This window comes from Pseudomonas sp. SC3(2021), assembly GCF_019856535.1.
Classification (GTDB): domain Bacteria; phylum Pseudomonadota; class Gammaproteobacteria; order Pseudomonadales; family Pseudomonadaceae; genus Aquipseudomonas; species Aquipseudomonas monsensis.
In genome coordinates this window covers 2,638,696-2,658,181 of the sequence record NZ_CP082236.1, presented here as the reverse complement: position 1 = coordinate 2,658,181, position 19,486 = coordinate 2,638,696, and the positions used below count along the sequence as shown (strand labels likewise).

Below are 19,486 nucleotides of genomic sequence, written 5' to 3'. Positions count from 1 at the left end.
GGGCGCTCATCATAACAGGACGGCCCCGCCCAAGACAGCGGCCGTCATAGGGACGCAAGCCGCCATGCAAGTGAAACACCTGCTGCTGATCGCCATCCTCGCATTGACCGCTGCTTGCTCATCGAAGGAAGTCGTCGACGAAAACCTGAGCGAAGCCGAGCTGTATCAGCAGGCTCAGACCGACCTGGACAATAATAGCTACACCAGCGCCACAGCCAAGCTGAAGGCTCTGGAGTCGCGCTATCCGTTCGGTCGCTACGCCGACCAGGCACAGCTTGAACTGATCTATGCCAACTATAAAAACTCCGAGCCGGAAGCTGCCAAGTCCGCCGCCGAGCGTTTTATCCGTTTGCACCCCCAGCACCCGAACGTGGACTACGCCTACTACCTCAAGGGCCTGACCTCGTTCGACCAGGACGTCGGCCTGCTGGCGCGCTTCCTGCCGCTGGACATGACCAAGCGTGACCCGGGCGCTGCTCGCGACTCGTACAACGAGTTCGCCCAGTTGACCAGCCGTTACCCGAACAGCCGCTACGCGCCGGACGCCAAGCAGCGCATGATCTACCTGCGCAACCTGCTGGCTGCCTACGAAATCCACGTGGCTGACTACTACCTGACCCGTCAGGCTTATGTAGCCGCTGCCAACCGTGGCCGTTACGTGGTGGAAAACTTCCAGGAAACCCCATCGGTCGGCGACGGCCTGGCAGTGATGACTGAGGCCTATCAGCGTCTGCACCTGGACGAACTGGCGACCACCAGCCTGGAAACCCTGAAGCTCAACTACCCGAACCACCCGAGCCTGCAAGACGGCCAGTTCGTGCCACGGGTTGCCGAAGCCGACAACCGTTCGTTCCTGAGCAAGGCGACGTTGGGTCTGATCGAGTCGCGTCCACCGCTGCCGCCGGGCGAAACCCGCGCCAACCAGGACGTGCAGAAGCAGTTCCAGGACGCGAAAGACGCGATCCCGAACGAGCTCAAGCCGAAAGACGAAAACGGCGACGTGATCGAAGAGCCAGCGCCGGAATCCAGCAGTTCCGACCGTTCGTGGTTCAGCTACATGACGTTCGGCCTGTTCGACTGAATACAGCCGATGCACAGAAAAAGGGAGATCTTCGGATCTCCCTTTTTCATGGGCGCGCTTGAATAGACTGGGCGCGTCTCGGGTCCTTGGCTAAACTGCCGGATCATCAGTCGAAAAGCCGCTCATCATGCTTCGTTTATTGTTCTGGATTGCCGTGATTTTCGCCGCGTTCTGGTTGTGGCGTAAGTTCAAGGCACCCGCCGCGTCCAATCCATCCCGTCGCGATCCTCGCGAACAAGACGCCGCACCGATGGTGCGCTGCGCCCATTGCGGCGTTCACCTGCCGCGCGACCGTGCGCTGAGCCTTCAACAACAGTGGTATTGCAGCCAGGCTCACCTCGAGCAAGGCCCGGGCTCCAGTGATCGCTGAGGCCGCCAGCGCCCACAGCAAACAGGCGCAGCGCCTGCTGCGCCTCTACCATCTCTACCGTTTAAGCGTCGGCATCACCCTGGTGCTGTTGATCTCCAGCAACATGGACAACCGCCTGCTGACCTCGGCCAACGACGATCTGCTGCGCGGCGGCAGCTGGCTGTATCTGGTGCTCAACATTCTGTTGGTGGTGTTCTTTGAAAACACCCGGCGCCCGACTCAGCTGTTCACGCTGGCGCTGGTCGACGTGCTGTTGTTGTGCGCTTTGTTCTACGCGGCCGGCGGCGTGGTCAGTGCCCTGGGCAATCTGCTGATCGTTTCGATCGCGATCAGCAATACCCTGCTGCGGCGGCGTATCGGCCTGCTGATCGCCGCCATTGGCGCGCTCGGCATTGTCGGCCTGAGTTTCCTGCTCAGCTTCAGCCATCCCCTGAGCGCCAATGAATACCTGCAGGCCGGCACCCTCGGTGCGCTGTGTTTCGCCGCCTCACTGCTGGTGCAAGGATTGATCAGGCGTCTGGAGGTCAGTGAAACCCTGGCCGAACGCCGCGCCAGCGAAGTGGTCGGTCTCGAAGCGCTCAATGCGCTGATCCTGCAACGCATGCGCACCGGCATTCTGGTGCTCGACGGAGCGCGCCGGGTGCAACTGGCCAACCACAGCGCGCAGATCCTGCTCGCGCAATCCCATCTTCAAGGGCATCTGATCGACGACTATTCGCCGGCACTGGTCGATCGCCTGCAATTGTGGATGAACAACCCGACCCTGCGCCCGCAAAGCCTGAAAATCCCCGGCAACGGCCTCGAACTGCAAGCCAGCTTCATCGCCCTGGACCAGAGCCCGAACCCACAGACCCTGGTGTTTCTCGAAGACCTCGCGCAAATCGCCCAGCAGGCCCAGCAACTAAAACTGGCCGCCCTCGGCCGCCTGACCGCCGGCATCTCCCACGAAATCCGCAATCCGCTGGGCGCCATCAGTCATGCCGCGCAGCTATTGGGGGAATCCGAGGAACTCGATGGTGCAGATCGCCGTCTGACGCAGATTATTCAAGACCACTCCCAGCGCATGAACCGAGTCATCGAAAACGTCCTGCAACTGTCCCGCCGCCAGCAGAGTGCACCGCAACGCCTGGATCTCAAGCCGTGGCTGGAAAACTTCGTTGCCGAAAGCCGCGAGCAGGCCACTGAGCGTCAGCAGATTCACTTACGGATCAATTCGGGGGACTTCACCACCCTGATGGACCCCAACCAGCTCACGCAAATTCTCGACAATCTGTTGCGCAACGGCTGGCGCCACAGCGCCCTGCTGCACGAACAGGCCGAGGTCTGGCTGGCCCTGTTCGTCGACCCCGACAGCCAGTTGGCGGTGCTCGAAGTACGGGACAACGGCCCCGGCGTCGCGCTCGATCAACAGGCACATCTGTTCGAACCGTTCTTCACCACCAGTAGCCAGGGCACCGGCCTTGGGCTGTATCTGTCCCGTGAGCTGTGCGAAAGCAATCAAGCGCGCCTAGACTTCCAGTCACGCCAAGACGGCGGCTGCTTTCGCATCACCTTTGCTCACGGACGGAAACAAAGTTGAACACGAGCCCACGGCAAAAGATCCTCATCGTCGACGACGAGCCGGATATCCGCGAACTCCTGGAAATCACCCTGGGACGGATGAAACTCGACACCTTCAGCGCGCGTAATCTCGGCGAAGCCCAGGCCCTGCTGCAGCGCCAGCCCTTCGACCTGTGCCTGACCGACATGCGCCTGCCCGATGGCACCGGCCTGGATCTGGTACAACACATTCAGCAACGTTATCCACAGCTGCCGGTGGCGATGATCACCGCGTATGGCAGCCTCGAAACCGCAATCAACGCGCTGAAGGCCGGGGCTTTTGACTTTCTGACCAAACCGGTGGACCTCACCCGCCTGCGTGAACTGGTCGGCACCGCCTTGCGCATGCCGGTGGCCGGTGGCGTGTGCACCTCGATTGACCGGCGCTTGCTCGGCGACTCGTCGCCCATGCGCAATCTGCGCAAACAGATCGACAAACTCGCCCGCAGCCAGGCGCCGGTGTACATCAGCGGCGAGTCCGGCAGCGGCAAGGAACTGGTGGCGCGGCTGATCCACGAACAAGGCCCGCGCGCCAGCCAGCCCTTCGTGCCGGTGAACTGCGGGGCCATTCCTTCGGAATTGATGGAGAGTGAATTCTTCGGTCACCGCAAAGGCAGTTTTACCGGTGCGGTCGAGGACAAGCCCGGACTGTTCCAGGCAGCTCACGGCGGCACATTGTTTCTCGATGAAGTGGCGGACCTGCCGCTGTCCATGCAAGTGAAACTGCTGCGGGCGATTCAGGAAAAAGCCGTGCGCAGCGTCGGTGGCCAACAGGAAACCGTGGTCGATGTGCGTATTCTGTGCGCCACCCACAAGGATCTGGACGCCGAATTGGCTGCCGAACGCTTTCGTCAGGATCTGTATTACCGGCTTAACGTCATCGAATTGCGCGTACCGTCCTTGCGCGAACGACGCGATGACATTGAAGTGCTGGCGGCGCACATGCTCAAGCGCCTGGCCAAGGACACCGGCCAACCGCCGGCGCGCCTGCACCCGCAAGCGCTGGAAACCCTGAAGAACTACCGCTTTCCAGGGAATGTACGCGAGCTGGAAAACGTCCTCGAACGGGCGCACACCTTGTGTGAAAACCGGACGATCGAAGCTGAGGACTTGCGCCTGAGCGAGGGTAACTGCGCAGCGGGTGGCGCAATTGCCGACCTGACGCAAATCGACAACCTGGAAGATTATCTGGAGAACGTCGAACGCAAGTTGATCCTGCAGGCGCTGGAGGAGACGCGCTGGAATCGCACGGCAGCGGCGCAGCGCTTGAGCCTGTCGTTTCGGTCGATGCGTTACAGGTTGAAGAAACTCGGTCTGGATTGAGGCCGCCTTCGCGAGCAAGCCCGCGCCCACATTGGATTTGTGACCGACACGATCAACTGTGGGTGCGGGCTTGCTGGTGAAAACGGTCTGCCAGGCCCTGGAAAAATATCTGACTAAATGCGGCCTTCAGGCGCATACGGTGCCGGATCAATGATCGGTGTCCGCCCCAGCATCACATCGGCAAACAACTGACACGACGCCGGCGCCAGCACCAACCCGTTACGGTAATGCCCGCAGTTCAACCACAAACCCGCGAACCCCGGCACCCGGCCGATGTACGGAATCCCTTCCGGCGAGCCAGGACGCAACCCGGCCCAATGCCCCACCACCTCGGCATCCGCCAACGCGGGAATCAACTCGACCGCCGACGCCTTGAGGCTTTCCAGCGCCACATCGGTCGGCGTCTTGTCGTAGCCTTCGTGCTCCAGCGTACTGCCAATCAGGATGTGCCCGTCACGACGCGGAATCGCATAGCGTCCCTTGGCCAGAACCATGCTCGGCAGGAAATCGGCCGCGCATTTGTACAGAATCATCTGGCCTTTGACCGGCTCGACCGGCAGCGACAGGTTCAGCGTCTTGAGCAGATCGCCGCTCCAGGCGCCGGCCGTCAGCACGATCTGATCGCCCTCGATCACGCCAGTTGAAGTCTGCACGCCCACCACCCGCTCGCCCTGACGCACAAACCCGCTGACTTCGCATTGCTCGTGAAGGGTCACGTTCGGCAGCGCCTGCAACGCCGCCTTCAGCGACTTGACCAGACGCGGGTTTCTGACGTTGGCGACATCGGCCATGTAGATCGCCCGCGAGAATCCACCGCCCAGCACCGGTACCGCATCGTGTGCTGCCGAGATATCCACAGACCGCAACGGACGGTTCTCCCGTGCGGCCCAAGCCAGTGCCTCGGCTTCGTCATCCAGATCCAGCCAGTACAGGCCGGTGGTGTGCACTTCGGGATCAACGCCGGTATCGGCAAACAGGCGTTCGCCCAGCTGTGGATAAAAATCCTGCGACCAGTGCGCCAGCGCGGTGACGGCCGGGCTATAGCGCCACGGGTACAGCGGAGACACGATGCCGCCACCGGCCCAGGACGATTCCTGGCCGAGGTCCGAACGATCCAGCAGCACCACGCTGCGCACTTCGGAGGCGAGGTTGTAGGCGGTCAGCAGGCCAATCACCCCGCCACCGACAATCACCACTTGCTGTTGCCTGGTCATGTTTGATCCAACCGTGAAAAAGACAGTGGGCGCAAAAGGCGCCCTTGAGAAAGTACCTCAGCGGCCCCAGCAATCCTTGGTGGTCAGCCCGGTGGTAGCGTTATTCATGCTTCTGACGCCGGTGTTGGTCAGGGTGAAGTCCCCGCACTTGTCGGTCGCCATGGTAGTGCCGGCCTTGCGGGTGGCGGTCAGCAGAAAGGTCTGGTCGGCGATCGTCGGGGTGAGCGTGTAAAAGTCATTGCCCGCGCTCAGACCGGTAATGCCGGTGTAGACGTTGTTTTTGGTATAGAAACGCTCGAGGATCTGCGCCTGTTCCGAGAGCAGCGAGACCACCTCGGCGCGCCGTCCCTTTTTCAGGTATTCGGTGTAGCTCGGTGCGGCGATGGTGATGATGATCCCGATGATCGCAATCACGATCATGATTTCGATCAGGGTGAAGCCCCGGTTGACTCTGCGCATGCCTCAAACTCTCACTTACTGTATTTGTCGCCACATGATACGACGGCTACCGCCGCCGGATTTTTCCACCAGTGTGGTGACGGTGCCACTGGAATCGTTGACGATCTTGCGGGTCGCGCCATTGATGATGGCGTTCAGGGTCGGAATGCCACCAGTGAACACCACACCACTGGAAATCGTGTCGTTGCTGTCGACCACGCCGTCGGCGTTGGTGTCGAGCACCGCGTAGTTGAGCATCTTACCGCTGAACGCATCGAGTTCGACCAGTTTGCCGCTGCCGAAACTGGCACACGGGTCAGTGGTGTCGACACTGGCCGTGGTAAACACGATGCGCCCGAGCACCAGGCTGGCCTGATTGATCACCCGCTCACCGGTCAGCACGCTGTTGTACACCAAGGGCAGATACCAGCCCTTCTCCCCAGGATATGTCGTGTCGTTCTGGCTGGTGGTGATGAACTGCCCGGTGCTGCCGGAAAACACCCCGGTGACCGCCTGCGCCTGCAAACTGCTGACCGTCAGTTGCCCGGCACCACCGTCGGCATCCCACACCGAATAAAACGCCTGCAAATCCTTGTTGGTCTTGTCGGCGGTCTCGTTGAATTTGCCGGAGCCGAAAAAAACCTGCTTGCCGCCCAGCGAGTTGTCCGCCAGCAGCGGCTGCGCCGTGATCGGCTGGGTCGGCCCGCCCGCCGTGGTGAACAACGGCTTGCCGGAAAACGCCAGACCCCAGCTGTTGGTCGAGGTCGCGCTGAGGTCGAATTTCCACAGACGCCCTTTCAAGTCGCCGCCGTAGGCTGCCTGCACCACGTTTGACGAATTGACCTTGAGCTTCACCGACGACAGACCATTGGTGGTTTCGCTGCTGTCGATCACGATCTTCTTGATCAACGAACCGTCACGCACATCCAGCACATACAACGCCGCCACCCCGGAGTTGCTGCCGTAACCATTGGCAATGAACGCTGCCCAGCGACCATCGGCCAAGCGTGCCACTTCCGGCCGCGCGTAGGCATAACCCAGATCATTAAAAGCGTTGGCGGTGTTTGCCGTGGCGGGCGCACTGACTTCCCACAGGGCATTGAGCACATTGCCCGCCGCAGCGTCGAATAGCTGCAAGGCATAGAAAGTCTTGCCACCAGCGCCGGTGCCGCCAATCGCCAGGGTTTTCCAGGCGCTGTTGAGTTGCGCGTCATACACGCCGACCTGCCCGTCCACCAGAAACTTGTGGCTGACGCCGTTGACGTACGCCGGGTCGGCAATCAGCCGCAGCGACGGCAGTACGCTGGACGGCATGTAGGCATAGCGCCGGGTGCCATTGGCGGCGTTGATGACGTTGACGAAACCGTCGTTGGCATTCACCACCAGGCTGGGGTTCATGTTCGCCGCCTTGGTGGTCAGGTAAGTGCTGTAGGTGCTGTCGCCCGACAGGTCGGAGGCGGTTTTGTCGCTGGGTGAAGCCAGCACCAGCGGCGAGTTGATGATGTCGCCGAGCAATACGCTGCGCACCTTCAGCCCGGTTTTGTTGGTGCCCTTGCTCCATTCCACCAGATCGCTGCCGCTGATGCCGCTGGGCAGGCCCTGACCGAGCGTGGTCTGCTGGGTCGCAGAAAAGTTGCCGTACGCCAGGGTAACGGCGGCGTTGCTGGCGGTGTTCCACGATTGATAGGTCGGTGCGGTTGCGCCCGGAACGATGGTGGTGTCGGTGGTCCACAAGGCCGCGGAGGTATTCACCGCGCCGGCCGAGGTGAAGCCGAAAGATTTGATCGTCCCGCGCCAGTCCCTGGGATCGTAGCTGGTCTGGAAATAACTGGTGCCACTGGCCAGCGTGGTGCCGCTAGTGACGCCGCTGCCACCGGAGCCAGCCTTGGAGGTGATGTCACTCAACGCCGAGGACAGTGCGCTGTTGAGGCCAGTGCCGTCGGTCGCCTGGTAATACTTGCCCTGCCCATAGCTGGCCGCATCCAGGAGCATGTCGTTGTCGGCGGTAAAACCCACGGTGTAGGTGTTCATGTTCTGCTTGGGAAAATCCACGGCGTTCCAGCTCTTGCCGGCGGCGTCAGTCCCCGATGAACGCATGTCGATGTCGAAGGCGAATTTGGCGATGTCATCCAGATACAGCGTGTCACCTTCGTCGTCGCCATTGCGGTTGTCGCCGTCATTGTTGACGCCGTCCCAGTTCGGCAGACGACTGCCGCCCAGCGGGTCATTGCTGGGAAACGTGCGGTCGAAGGTCGGCAGACCATCGGTGATGACCACGCCGTAGTTTTTCTGGCAGCGGTACTGGATCGGACTGGTGTAGGTGGTCGGCGTGCTGTTGTAGTACGGCGCCATGCCGCGCATGTAGCGGGTGATTTCGTAATAGGTTTCCGCCAGCGGCGTGTTGGCCACGGCACTCAAGCCGTTGATCGACGAAATCAGCGCGTTGTAGTTGGCGTCGGCCTGGGCCTGAGTCACGCTGCCGGAGACCGGCGACAGGTCACTGATGGATCGAGCGATGTAACCACCATTGCCGGAGTTGTTGTTGGTGACCGGATTGAAGGTCGACAGTCCCATGCGCAAGGTTCGGTTGCTGGCAACCAGCGCGGAGGACACATTGCGTGCCACGTTGATCCGGTAGTCGTTGGGAATCGCTCCGGTGGTGAAGTCGCGCGTGCCGTTGCTGATCGCCAGCCCGACCACGTAGGAAATGTAATCCCCCGTGTAGCGGGTGTTGCCGCCGCCCACCGGATCAGGCAGTTTCAGACACAGCGGCGCCACGCTGTTGTTGTAGAAGGCAAAGGCCCCGCCGGAACAACCGGAGGTCGGCAGGTTCGAGAGAAACACCGGATCGCCGGTGATGGCCGTGGAGCTCAGGCACACCCCGAGGAACACGTTGCACTGCCTGGCGGGCGTGCGATCAATCGTCGGATCAAAACCTGCCGCATAAATGATGCTGTTCATGCTGCCTGAGTCGTCGATCAGCAACATCACATTGGGCGGCACCGCCGCCGCACTCAAAAGTGGCGAGTCGGACGGGGTGAACGCATAGGCCGGCGCAGCCAGATACAAGCCCGTCAGCATGCCCGCCAACAGTCTCCAGCCGCGCTCAATACTTCGCATAGACACTCTCCACCACACTGCGCGAAGTGCCGGCGATACCGACCGCGGTCACTCGATACAGTGTCGCCGACGTATTGCTCGGCACGTTCACCGCCGTCAGGGTGGTGCCGATGTTCTGCACGCCATAGAAGCCATTGCCGGCGGCGATCCACGTCACCCCCGAGGTCGAATTGAGCCCCGCCGCACTGACCACCGATGACTCTGCCGGCGGCGCACATTGCGCAGTACTGGCACACACGGCCAGCGAATAACTGTCGAGTTGCACCGCACTCTCGCCGATGCGCAACGCCGCCTCGGCAGTCTGGAACGACTGATTGCGCAGGCTGACACTGCCGGCCATTTTTTCCTGCAGGTTGGCACTTTGCATTGATGACAGCCCCACCAGGGTCAGCAATAACAGGAACACCAGGCTGACCAGCAGCACCATGCCGCGCTGGGTGCTTCGCTGATGCAAAGAAATCCTCATTGGCTCGGCCCTCACTGCAAGCGGTTGCGCAACGCGGCAACCACGTTGAAGGTTTGATTGGCCACCCGGTTGTTCGGGTCGGTGAGGGTCAGGCTCAGGCGCACGCTGCGGATGCGCGCCGGATCGCCGGGGTTGCTGCTGTAAGAGGACGCCGCGACATCGGTGGCGGACGAGGCCAGACCGAAGGTCACGTTAAAGGCACTGACGTTATTCACCAGCACCTGCTGGGTCGGCGTGCCGCTGCCGGTGCCCATGAGGATCTGGTTGTTGCTGAAGCTGTAGATCAAGCGGCGGATCGGAAAGGCGATCTGCCCGCTCGCGGCGGCGCGCAATCCGGTATAGGCCGTGGCGCTGTTGCGGCAATCGGAGACCACCGTCCAGGTCGGCGTGCCACCATTGCCGCCGACGTCGGCGGTGACCAGGGTCAGCTTGAGGTTGCTGTTGTCCCAACTGATCGGGGTGAGCTGTGCCGCATTGAAATCCCCGGCCGAACTTGCGTCGGTAATGCTGCCGAGGCAGCCGAACATACCAACCATGCGCAGCTCCTGGATCATCTTGCTCAGCACAAAGCGTGCGTCCTCCTGCATTGCCGCCCCGGTGTTCTGGCTGACATAGGTGTTTTTCGCGGCGAGAAACGTCTGCACCACCCCCAACACCACGATCAGCCCGAGTGCCAGGGCGATGAGCATTTCAATCAGGCCGAACCCCCGACTGTGATGCTTCATGGCGTGGCCACCGGGTCGACTGCGGCGCGACTGGTCAGGACGAAACTGCGCGTGGTGCCCGTGGCATTCGCGGCCCGTGAGTCATTCCAGTTGATGGTGATGGTGTACACCCGCTGATTGAGGGTGATCGTGCCGGTGGCGGTCGGCCCGCCGAAATTGATGATGTTGGTGGTGAAGTCGTAGAGGTCCTGATCGCGGGCGACGCCGAGGTTGCCCGAGGTCGGCGGCGTGCCCGTGTAATCGGCCGCGGCGTTGGCGCGGATGCGGTCCATCATGTCGTAGGCGATGAAGCTGGCCTGACTGGTCATCCGTGAACTGTCGGTGTACTTCAGCGCATTGAGTTGCACCGCTGCCGCGCCCAATATGCCGACGGTCAGAATCAGCAACGCAACCAGCACCTCGATCAGCGACATGCCCTCCTGTGCCCGTAAGCTCCCTGCCCTCATCCGCAACTTCCACCCCATTGAATTCGTCCGTTGAGACACACGTTCAGCGTCCTGCTTTGCGTTCCCAGCACGTAACTGATGACCACCGCCGTCGACGGTGCCGCCAGACCACCCAGATTGTTGAAATCCAGTGCAGTCACTCCTGAGGGTAGCGTCAGAGTCGCGCCGCTGCTCATCGCTGGAACAACCCGCAATACATTGGCCGCATTGCCAGTACTGTCGTAGACCGACAACTCACCGGTCCACACGCTGCCACCGGCGCTCGGTCGCAGGCGCGTGGTCACGCCGCGGTCGATCGCCTCCAGTCGCGCGTAGTTGAGGGCACGCTGCAGGTCGCCCATTTCGGTGTCGGCCTTGCTGCTCTGGATCGAACGGGTGAAACCCGGCACCGCCAGGGTGAGGAGAATCACCAACACGGCGATCGCGACCAGCAACTCGGGCAGCGTGAAACCTTTTGTACGATGATTCATCCATGCCCTCCGTTGCCGTCGGCTATACCTGCCTCTACAAACTAGAACATTCAACCGGCCTGTGTCGGTTGATTTGCCGTGCCCGGCGCAAGGATTGCGCCGGGCCTCAGGCTTCAGGGAGGAAGTCGTCATGCCGCAACAGGGTTTCAGTCTGATTGAATTGCTTATGGGACTGGCGATTGGCGCAATTGTTCTGGCGCTGGTCAGTCCGGCGTTTGCCGCTTTCACCGAAGCGACTCATCGCGACCAGGCTGCGCAGTCCTTGCTCGACGGCATCCGCAATGCCCGAACACAGGCCATCACGCGCAATCAGAGCGTGGTGATTCACGGCATCAACGGCGACTGGAGTCAGGGCTGGCGGATCATTCTGGATATCAGTGGCAAGGGGCCGCAGGACAGCGACAACCCACTGCTACAGGAGCGGGCGAGTGCCCAACGGATACCGATTGTTGGCAATTGGGCGGTCAGTCGTTACGTGCGCTTCAGCAGTCTGGGGCAACCGCTGATGCCCGGGCGGGCGTTTCAGGCAGGGACGTTACATCTGTGTTCGGCACACGAACCGGTCAGCCAGCTGCAAGTGGTGCTGGCGGCGACCGGTCGGGTGCGCCTGGCCCGGGAGAAAACCGGGCAGGCGCTGTGCGAGAAAGCGCAAAGCGTTAAATCGAGCGGACGCGCAGTTCTTTCGGCATCGAGAAGGTGATGTTCTCTTCACGCCCGGCCAGCTCATCGGCACCGGTCGCACCCCACGCCTGCAATTGCTGGATCACGCCGCGCACCAGCACTTCCGGCGCGGAAGCACCGGCGGTGATGCCGATACGCTCGACGCCATCGAACCAGCTCTTCTGCAGATCCTCGGCGCCGTCGATCAGGTAGGCCGGCGTGGCCATGCGCTCAGCCAGCTCACGCAGGCGATTGGAGTTGGAGCTGTTCGGGCTGCCCACCACCAACACCACGTCGCATTCGTCGGCCAGTTGCTTGACCGCGTCCTGACGGTTTTGCGTGGCGTAGCAGATGTCGTCTTTGCGCGGGCCACCAATGGACGGGAAGCGACTGCGCAGTGCGTCGATCACGCGGCTGGTGTCGTCCATCGACAGCGTGGTCTGGGTCACGAACGCGAGTTTTTCCGGGTTACGCACTTGCAGTTCAGCCACATCCTTCTCGTCTTCGACGAGGTAGATCGCGCCGCCGTTTCTCGCGTCGTACTGGCCCATGGTGCCTTCGACCTCCGGGTGACCGGCGTGGCCGATCAGGATGCACTCACGACCGTCGCGACTGTATTTCGCAACTTCGATGTGCACCTTAGTCACCAGCGGGCACGTGGCGTCGAACACCTTCAAACCACGACCGGCGGCTTCGTTGCGCACGGCTTGGGAAACGCCGTGGGCACTGAAGATCACGATGACGTCGTCCGGCACCTGATCCAGTTCTTCGACGAAGATTGCGCCACGATTACGCAGGTCTTCGACCACGAACTTGTTGTGCACCACTTCGTGGCGTACGTAGATCGGTGGCCCGAAGACTTCCAGGGCGCGGTTGACGATTTCGATCGCCCGGTCCACACCGGCGCAAAAGCCACGGGGGTTGGCGAGTTTGATTTGCATGCTGTGCCTCGTGTCTTGCGCGCAAGAAATAACGAAAACGGTGGAAAACATTGTGGGAGCGAGCTTGCTCGCGAAGAGGCCATCACCTGCAACATTACTGTTGGCTGACACACCGCATTCGCGAGCAAGCTCGCTCCCACATTTGACTTCATAGAGTCAGTCAGATCGCTTTGACGTTGATGATCTCGACGTCAAAGGTCAGCGTCTTGCCGGACAGCGGGTGGTTGAAGTCGACGGTCACTTGCGCGTCGTCGAACTCTTTCACCACACCCGGCAGCTCAGTATTGGCCGCATCGTTGAAGATCACCAGCAAACCCGGCGACAGCTCCATGTCGGCAAACTGCGAACGCGGGATGACCTGTACGTTTTGCGGGTTCGGCTGGCCGAAGGCGTTTTCCGGCTCGACGGTCAGCGTGCGCTTGTCGCCGGCCTTGAAGCCGAACAGTGCGGCTTCGAAACCCGGCAGCAGATTGCCGTCACCGACCTTGAAGGTCGCCGGGGCTTTGTCGAAGGTGCTGTCGACCGTGTCGCCATTCTCCAGGCGCAATGCGAAGTGCAAGGTGACTTCCGTGTTCTGACCGATGCGTTGCTCAGCCACTACCTGTTCAGTCATGAACGGCTTCTCCGGTTTTCTTCGGTTTGAACATGTCCAGTGCCAGCATTATCGCGCCAACGGTGATCGCGCTGTCGGCGAAGTTGAATGCCGGGAAGTACCAGCGGTTCTGCCAGTGCACCAGAATGAAGTCGATCACATGGCCCAGGGCAATGCGGTCATACAGATTGCCCAGCGCACCGCCCAGCACCAGCGCCAGCGCGACGGCCAGCCAGGTATCGTTGCGGCCCAGGCGTTTGAGCCAGACCACCAGCACTGCACTGACCCCAATCGCGATCAGGGCGAACAGCCAGCGCTGCCAGCCGGAGCTGTCAGCCAGGAAGCTGAACGCCGCACCGGTGTTGTAGGCCAGGGTCCAGCTGAAGTAATCGGGAATGATCACGATCTGCTGGAACATTTCGAGCTTGTTTTCGAAGTAGAACTTGCTGGCCTGGTCGATGACCAGAACCAGCAAACTCAACCAGAGCCAGCTCAACCGTCCGAAACGGCCAACGGAATCAGGCATAGTGACGAACCTCGCCGGCGCCGCTGATGTTGTCGACGCAACGGCCGCAGATTTCCGGATGCTCCGGGTTCACGCCGACGTCTTCGCGGCAGTGCCAGCAACGGGCGCATTTCGCGAAGGCCGATTTGACGATCTTCAGTTTCAGGCCGCTGACTTCGGTGGTGACCGCGTCCGCCGGTGCCTGAACGAAAGGTGCCACGCTCGCAGTCGAGGTGATCAGGACAAAGCGCAGCTCGTTGCTCAGCTTGGCCAGGTCGGCGCTCAGCGCGTCTTCGGCGAACAGCGTCACTTCGGCCTGCAGGTTGCCACCGACGGCTTTGGCCGCACGCTGGATTTCCATCTCTTTGTTGACCGCAACCTTCACTTCCATGATGCGATCCCAGTAAGCGCGACCCAGCTCGAAGCCTTCCGGCAGCTCGGTCAGACCTTCATACCAGGTGTTGAGCATGACGGATTCGTTGCGCTCGCCCGGCAGGTACTGCCACAGCTCGTCGGCAGTGAACGCGAGGATCGGTGCGATCCAGCGCACCAGCGCTTCGGAGATGTGGAACAGCGCGGTCTGGCACGAGCGACGGGCCTTGCTGTCGGCGCCGGTGGTGTACTGGCGATCCTTGATGATGTCGAGGTAGAAACCACCCAGCTCCTGCACGCAGAAGTTGTGGATCTTCGAGTAGACGTTCCAGAAACGGTATTCGCCGTAGTGCTCTTGCAACTCGCGTTGCAGCAGCAGGGTACGGTCCACGGCCCAGCGATCCAGCGCCAGCATGTCTTCAGCCGGCAGAAGGTCGGTGGCCGGGTTGAAACCGGTCAGGTTGGAAAGCAGGAAGCGCGCCGTGTTACGGATGCGACGATAGGCGTCCGCACTGCGTTGCAGAATCTGCTCGGACACGGCCATTTCGCCGGAGTAGTCGGTCGACGCGACCCACAGACGCATGATGTCGGCGCCCAGGGTGTCGTTGACTTTCTGCGGCGCGATCACGTTGCCCAGCGACTTGGACATCTTGCGGCCGGACTCGTCGACGGTGAAACCGTGGGTCAGCAGCTCGCGGTATGGCGCGTGGTTGTCGATCGCGCAACCGGTCAGCAAGGACGAGTGGAACCAGCCGCGGTGCTGGTCGGAACCTTCCAGGTAGAGGTCGGCGCGTGGACCGGTCTCGTGGCCCATCGGGTGCGAACCGCGCAATACGTGCCAGTGGGTGGTGCCCGAATCGAACCAGACGTCGAGGGTGTCGCTGATCTTGTCGTACAGCGGCGCTTCGTCGCCCAGCAGTTCGGCGGCGTCGAGCTTGAACCAGGCTTCGATGCCCTCGACTTCAACGCGCTTGGCCACTTCTTCCATCAGTTCGACGGTGCGTGGGTGCAGCTCGCCGCTTTCCTTGTTGAGGAAAAACGGGATCGGCACGCCCCAGTTGCGCTGACGGGAGATGCACCAGTCCGGACGGTTGGCGATCATCGAGTGCAGGCGCGCCTGGCCCCAGGCCGGAACGAACTTGGTGTCTTCGATGGCTTTGAGCGAGCGTACGCGCAGGGTGTCGCCGCTGACCGGTTCTTTGTCCATGCCGATGAACCACTGCGCGGTGGCGCGGTAGATCAGCGGGGTCTTGTGGCGCCAGCAGTGCATGTAGCTGTGTTCGATGACGGTGGTGTGCATCAGCGCACCGACTTCGGTCAGCTTGTCGACGATGGCCGGGTTGGCCTTCCAGATGAACTGGCCGCCGAAGAACTCCAGCGACGGCACGTACACGCCGTTGCTCTGCACCGGGTTGAGGATGTCGTCGTTGACCATGCCGTATTTCTTGCAGGTCACGAAGTCGTCCACGCCGTAGGCCGGGGCGGAGTGAACCACACCGGTGCCGGCGCCCAGTTCCACGTAGTCGGCCAGGTAGACTGGCGACAGGCGGTCGTAGAACGGGTGACGGAAGTTGATCAGTTCCAGCGCCGAGCCCGGCGCGATGGCCAGTACGGTACCTTCAACGCCGTAACGGGACAGGCAGGATTCAACCAGCTCTTCAGCCAGGACCAGCAGCTTGTCGCCGATATCGACCAGGGCGTAGTTGAATTCCGGGTGTACGTTCAGCGCCTGGTTGGCCGGGATGGTCCACGGGGTGGTGGTCCAGATCACGATCGAGGCAGGCTTGCTCAGCGACGGCAGACCGAACGCGGCGGCCAGTCTGGCTTCGTCGGCGATCGGGAAGGCCACGTCGATGGTCGAGGACTTCTTGTTCTCGTACTCGACTTCAGCTTCGGCCAGGGCCGAACCGCAATCGAAGCACCAGTTCACAGGCTTCAGGCCCTTGAACACGAAACCGCCCTTGACGATTTCGGCGAGGGCGCGGATTTCACCGGCCTCGTTCTTGAAGTCCATGGTCTTGTACGGGTTGGCGAAGTCGCCCAGCACGCCGAGGCGGATGAACTCGGTCTTCTGCCCTTCGATCTGCTCGGTGGCATAGGCACGGCACAGCTCGCGGGTCTTGTCCGCGCCCAGGTTCTTGCCGTGGGTCACTTCAACCTTGTGCTCGATCGGCAGGCCGTGGCAGTCCCAACCCGGAACATACGGCGCGTCGAAACCCGACAGGGTCTTCGAGCGGATGATCATGTCCTTGAGAATCTTGTTCAGTGCGTGACCGATGTGGATCGTGCCGTTGGCGTACGGAGGGCCGTCGTGCAGGACGAACTTCGGACGATCCTTGCCAATCTCGCGCAACTTTCCGTACAGGCCAATACTGTCCCAGCGCTGCAGGATCTGCGGTTCGCGCTGTGGCAGGCCGGCCTTCATTGGGAAGGCGGTGTCCGGAAGGTTTAGCGTGGCTTTATAGTCGGTCATTTAAGGCTCTTCATTAGCGATGGGCGCTAGGTGCGGCTAGTGCACGGGCGGCGGCGACATCCGCGTTGATCGCCGTTTTCAGTGCCTCCAGGGAGGCGAAGCGCTGCTCTTCACGCAGCTTTTGGTGGAAAACCACCGTCAGACGCCGGTCATACAGATCGCCGGCAAAATCCAATAGATGAACTTCAAGGTGGGCCTTGCCATCACCTTGCACCGTGGGCCGGACGCCAATATTGGCGACGCCGGGCCAGGTCTTGCCGTCGATGTCCACATCCACCAGATAAACCCCGGTGAACGGCACGCGACGACGCTTGAGTTGAATGTTGGCAGTGGGCGTACCCAGTTGCCGGGCCAGTTTCTGGCCGTGCAGCACGCGACCGGCGATCCGGTACGGGCGACCGAGCAAGCGTTCGGCCAAGGCAAAGTCGGCGGCGGCCAACGCATTGCGCACCTGGGTGCTGCTGACGCGAATGCCGTCCAGCTCGACGGTTTGCGCGGCTTCCACGGTAAAACCGTGGACTTGTCCGGCCTGCATCAGGAAATCGAAATCGCCGAGGCGGTCGCAACCAAAGCGGAAATCATCGCCGACTTCCAGATGCTGCACGCCGAGGCCATCGACCAGGATGGTATCGACGAACTCACTGGCGCTGAGCTTGCTCAACCGCTGGTTGAACGCCAGGCACAGGACCCGGTCGACGCCTTCGGCGGCCAGCAGTTGCAGCTTGTCGCGCAAGCGTGCCAGACGTGCCGGCGCGGTCTCGGGAGCGAAAAATTCCCGTGGCTGCGGCTCGAAAATCACCACGCAGCTGGGTACGCCCAACTCGAGCGCACGCTCACGCAGTCGGGCCAGGATAGCCTGATGACCACGGTGAACACCGTCAAAGTTGCCAATAGTGGCGACGCAGCCCCGATGCTGGGGGCGCAAGTTGTGGAGGCCTCGAACCAGCTGCATAACGCGCTTCTTGCTCATAAAGTGGTCGATTATAACCACACCCGACGGCCGACGACAGGCGACACCGTAACGCAAAGTGATCGAGCCGACAAAACTGCCGGCCCGCGCCCGTCTTTCAAGGATGAAACCTCAGCTCAACGCCTTGCGATTGAAGTCGCGCAGACGGAAACCGAGCAGCAGCAACATGCCGAAGTACGCCACCACGCCCGCAACCACCAGAGCGCCCAGACGCAGGAAGCGCTCAAGCATGTGCCCCTGATCCCAGGCGGGCATGAAATGCATGCCGAGCAACAACACCGCCGACATGACCGCCACCGCCACCACCAGTTTGAAACCGAATTTGGCCCAGCCCGGCTGCGGCTGATACATCTGTTGTTTGCGCAATTGGTAGAACAGCAGCCCGGCGTTGAGGCAGGCACCGGCACTGATCGCCAAGGCCAGACCGGCATGGGCCAACGGACCGATCAGCATCAGGTTGAACAACTGCGTGCAGACCAGGGTGAAGATTGCGATTTTCACCGGCGTGCGGATGTTCTGTTGCGCATAAAAGCCCGGCGCCAGCACCTTGATCACGATAATCCCCAGCAAACCGACAGAATAGGCAATCAGCGCGCGCTGGGTCATCTCGGCATCGAAGCCACTGAACTGACCGTACTGGAACAATGAAACGGTCAACGGTTCGGCAAGAATGCCCAACGCCAGCGAACACGGCAGCACCAGCACGAAGCACAGGCGCAAACCCCAGTCGAGGATCCGCGAATACTCATGACGATCCTTGCTGGCGTAGGTCTTGGCCAGGGTCGGCAACAGGATTGTGCCCAGTGCCACGCCGAGTACGCCGGACGGCAACTCCATCAAACGGTCGGCGTAATACATCCACGACACCGAACCGGCCACCAGAAACGAGGCAAAAATGGTGTTGATGATCAGCGAAATCTGGCTGACCGACACGCCGAGGATGGCCGGCAGCATCTGCTTCATCACCCGCCATACACCGCTATCGCGCAGGTTCAGGCGCGGCAGCACCAGCATGCCGATCTTTTTCAGATGCGGCAGTTGATAGAGCAACTGCGCCAGACCACCGACCAGCACCGCCCAGCCAAGGGCCATGACCGGTGGATCGAAGTACGGCGTCAGGAACAGCGAGAACACGATCATGCTGACGTTGAGCAGCGTCGGCACGAAGGCCGGCACCGAGAAGCGGTTCCAGGTATTGAGGATCGCCCCGGCCAGCGACGACAGGGAGATCAGCAATATATAGGGGAACGTCACCCGCAACAGGTCGGAGGTCAGCTGGAATTTTTCCGGCGTATCGGTGAAACCGGGCGCCGTGGCCCAGATCACCCACGGTGCGGCAATCATGCCCAACGCGGTGACCAGCGCGAGCACCAGGGTCAGCAGACCTGACACGTAGGCAATGAAGGTGCGTGTCGCCTCCTCGCCCTTCTGGCTTTTGTATTCGGCCAGAATCGGCACAAAGGCTTGCGAAAACGCGCCCTCGGCAAAGATACGCCGCAACAGATTGGGCAATTTGAAGGCAATAAAGAAGGCGTCCGTTGCCATCCCGGCGCCGAATGTGCGCGCGATGAGGGTGTCGCGGACAAACCCGAGAATCCGGGAAAGCATCGTGATAGAGCTGACGGCGGCCAACGATTTGAGCAGATTCATTGAGGGAATGTGTGCCTGTCGATAAACAGCAGGCGAACAATGCGCCCACTTGTGCGATACTCCGCGCCGCA

General features: G+C 61.3%; 18 protein-coding genes. 5 read left to right on the top strand and 13 right to left on the bottom strand.

The window, feature by feature from the left end:
- Positions 1-64: 64 nt before the first annotated feature.
- From K5Y35_RS11840 to K5Y35_RS11825, 4 genes are all read left to right on the top strand, one after another.
- Entirely contained in the window at positions 65-1,081 is a 1,017-nt protein-coding gene (locus K5Y35_RS11840; RefSeq protein WP_123464044.1) for an outer membrane protein assembly factor BamD, read from the top strand.
- 127 nt (positions 1,082-1,208) lie between these two features.
- The gene (locus K5Y35_RS11835) at positions 1,209-1,451 is read left to right on the top strand and encodes a PP0621 family protein (protein WP_128616134.1); all 243 of its coding nucleotides are present in this window, start codon (positions 1,209-1,211) and stop codon (positions 1,449-1,451) included.
- Positions 1,441-3,030, top strand: a complete 1,590-nt coding sequence (locus tag K5Y35_RS11830; protein ID WP_222834276.1) for a sensor histidine kinase — start codon at positions 1,441-1,443, stop codon at positions 3,028-3,030. The genes K5Y35_RS11835 and K5Y35_RS11830 overlap by 11 nt, the downstream gene beginning before the upstream one ends.
- Positions 3,027-4,373 carry a sigma-54-dependent transcriptional regulator gene (locus K5Y35_RS11825; RefSeq protein ID WP_222834275.1) on the top strand — a complete coding sequence of 449 codons (1,347 nt, stop codon included), beginning with the start codon at positions 3,027-3,029 and terminating at the stop codon, positions 4,371-4,373. The genes K5Y35_RS11830 and K5Y35_RS11825 overlap by 4 nt, the downstream gene beginning before the upstream one ends.
- A gap of 113 nt (positions 4,374-4,486) precedes the next feature.
- On the opposite strand, the gene thiO is transcribed toward K5Y35_RS11825, so the two are convergent.
- The 7 genes from thiO to K5Y35_RS11790 are packed head-to-tail and all read right to left on the bottom strand — an operon-like array spanning position 4,487 to position 11,252.
- Positions 4,487-5,587, bottom strand: a complete 1,101-nt coding sequence (gene thiO / locus K5Y35_RS11820; RefSeq protein ID WP_123464037.1) for a glycine oxidase ThiO — start codon at positions 5,585-5,587, stop codon at positions 4,487-4,489.
- 57 nt (positions 5,588-5,644) lie between these two features.
- On the bottom strand, positions 5,645-6,046 hold the full coding sequence (locus K5Y35_RS11815) for a type IV pilin protein (protein WP_222834274.1): 402 nt from the start codon (positions 6,044-6,046) through the stop codon (positions 5,645-5,647).
- A 15-nt stretch (positions 6,047-6,061) separates the two neighbouring features.
- Positions 6,062-9,145 (bottom strand): pilus assembly protein, encoded by a 3,084-nt coding sequence (locus K5Y35_RS11810; protein WP_222834273.1) that lies wholly within the window; start codon positions 9,143-9,145, stop codon positions 6,062-6,064.
- Positions 9,132-9,611 carry a PilX N-terminal domain-containing pilus assembly protein gene (locus K5Y35_RS11805; RefSeq protein ID WP_222834272.1) on the bottom strand — a complete coding sequence of 160 codons (480 nt, stop codon included), beginning with the start codon at positions 9,609-9,611 and terminating at the stop codon, positions 9,132-9,134. The genes K5Y35_RS11810 and K5Y35_RS11805 overlap by 14 nt, the downstream gene beginning before the upstream one ends.
- A gap of 11 nt (positions 9,612-9,622) precedes the next feature.
- A complete protein-coding gene (locus tag K5Y35_RS11800; RefSeq protein WP_222834271.1) occupies positions 9,623-10,336 on the bottom strand; it encodes a PilW family protein in 714 nt (237 codons plus the stop codon).
- Positions 10,333-10,782 carry a type IV pilus modification protein PilV gene (gene pilV, locus K5Y35_RS11795; protein WP_123464027.1) on the bottom strand — a complete coding sequence of 150 codons (450 nt, stop codon included), beginning with the start codon at positions 10,780-10,782 and terminating at the stop codon, positions 10,333-10,335. Before pilV ends, K5Y35_RS11800 begins: the two co-directional genes overlap by 4 nt.
- Complete coding sequence (locus tag K5Y35_RS11790; protein ID WP_128616071.1) at positions 10,779-11,252, bottom strand: GspH/FimT family pseudopilin; 474 nt, start codon at positions 11,250-11,252, stop codon at positions 10,779-10,781. The genes pilV and K5Y35_RS11790 overlap by 4 nt, the downstream gene beginning before the upstream one ends.
- A gap of 130 nt (positions 11,253-11,382) precedes the next feature.
- Here K5Y35_RS11790 and K5Y35_RS11785 point away from each other — a divergent pair, with 130 nt between their 5' ends.
- On the top strand, positions 11,383-11,952 hold the full coding sequence (locus K5Y35_RS11785; protein WP_222834270.1) for a GspH/FimT family protein: 570 nt from the start codon (positions 11,383-11,385) through the stop codon (positions 11,950-11,952).
- Here K5Y35_RS11785 and ispH read toward each other — a convergent pair.
- The 6 genes from ispH to murJ form a co-directional block, all read right to left on the bottom strand.
- Entirely contained in the window at positions 11,909-12,853 is a 945-nt protein-coding gene (ispH, locus tag K5Y35_RS11780) for a 4-hydroxy-3-methylbut-2-enyl diphosphate reductase (protein ID WP_222834269.1), read from the bottom strand. The two genes, K5Y35_RS11785 and ispH, sit on opposite strands and share 44 nt — an antisense overlap.
- A gap of 160 nt (positions 12,854-13,013) precedes the next feature.
- On the bottom strand, positions 13,014-13,466 hold the full coding sequence (fkpB, locus tag K5Y35_RS11775; protein WP_123464019.1) for an FKBP-type peptidyl-prolyl cis-trans isomerase: 453 nt from the start codon (positions 13,464-13,466) through the stop codon (positions 13,014-13,016).
- Entirely contained in the window at positions 13,459-13,971 is a 513-nt protein-coding gene (gene lspA / locus K5Y35_RS11770) for a signal peptidase II (RefSeq protein WP_222834268.1), read from the bottom strand. The genes fkpB and lspA overlap by 8 nt, the downstream gene beginning before the upstream one ends.
- Entirely contained in the window at positions 13,964-16,795 is a 2,832-nt protein-coding gene (gene ileS / locus K5Y35_RS11765) for an isoleucine--tRNA ligase (RefSeq protein WP_123464017.1), read from the bottom strand. Before ileS ends, lspA begins: the two co-directional genes overlap by 8 nt.
- Before the next feature lie 13 nt (positions 16,796-16,808).
- Positions 16,809-17,747: a bifunctional riboflavin kinase/FAD synthetase gene (ribF, locus tag K5Y35_RS11760; RefSeq protein ID WP_064589256.1), complete on the bottom strand. Its 939-nt coding sequence runs from the start codon at positions 17,745-17,747 to the stop codon at positions 16,809-16,811.
- A 129-nt stretch (positions 17,748-17,876) separates the two neighbouring features.
- Positions 17,877-19,415 carry a murein biosynthesis integral membrane protein MurJ gene (gene murJ / locus K5Y35_RS11755; protein ID WP_222834267.1) on the bottom strand — a complete coding sequence of 513 codons (1,539 nt, stop codon included), beginning with the start codon at positions 19,413-19,415 and terminating at the stop codon, positions 17,877-17,879.
- Positions 19,416-19,486 lie beyond the last annotated feature (71 nt).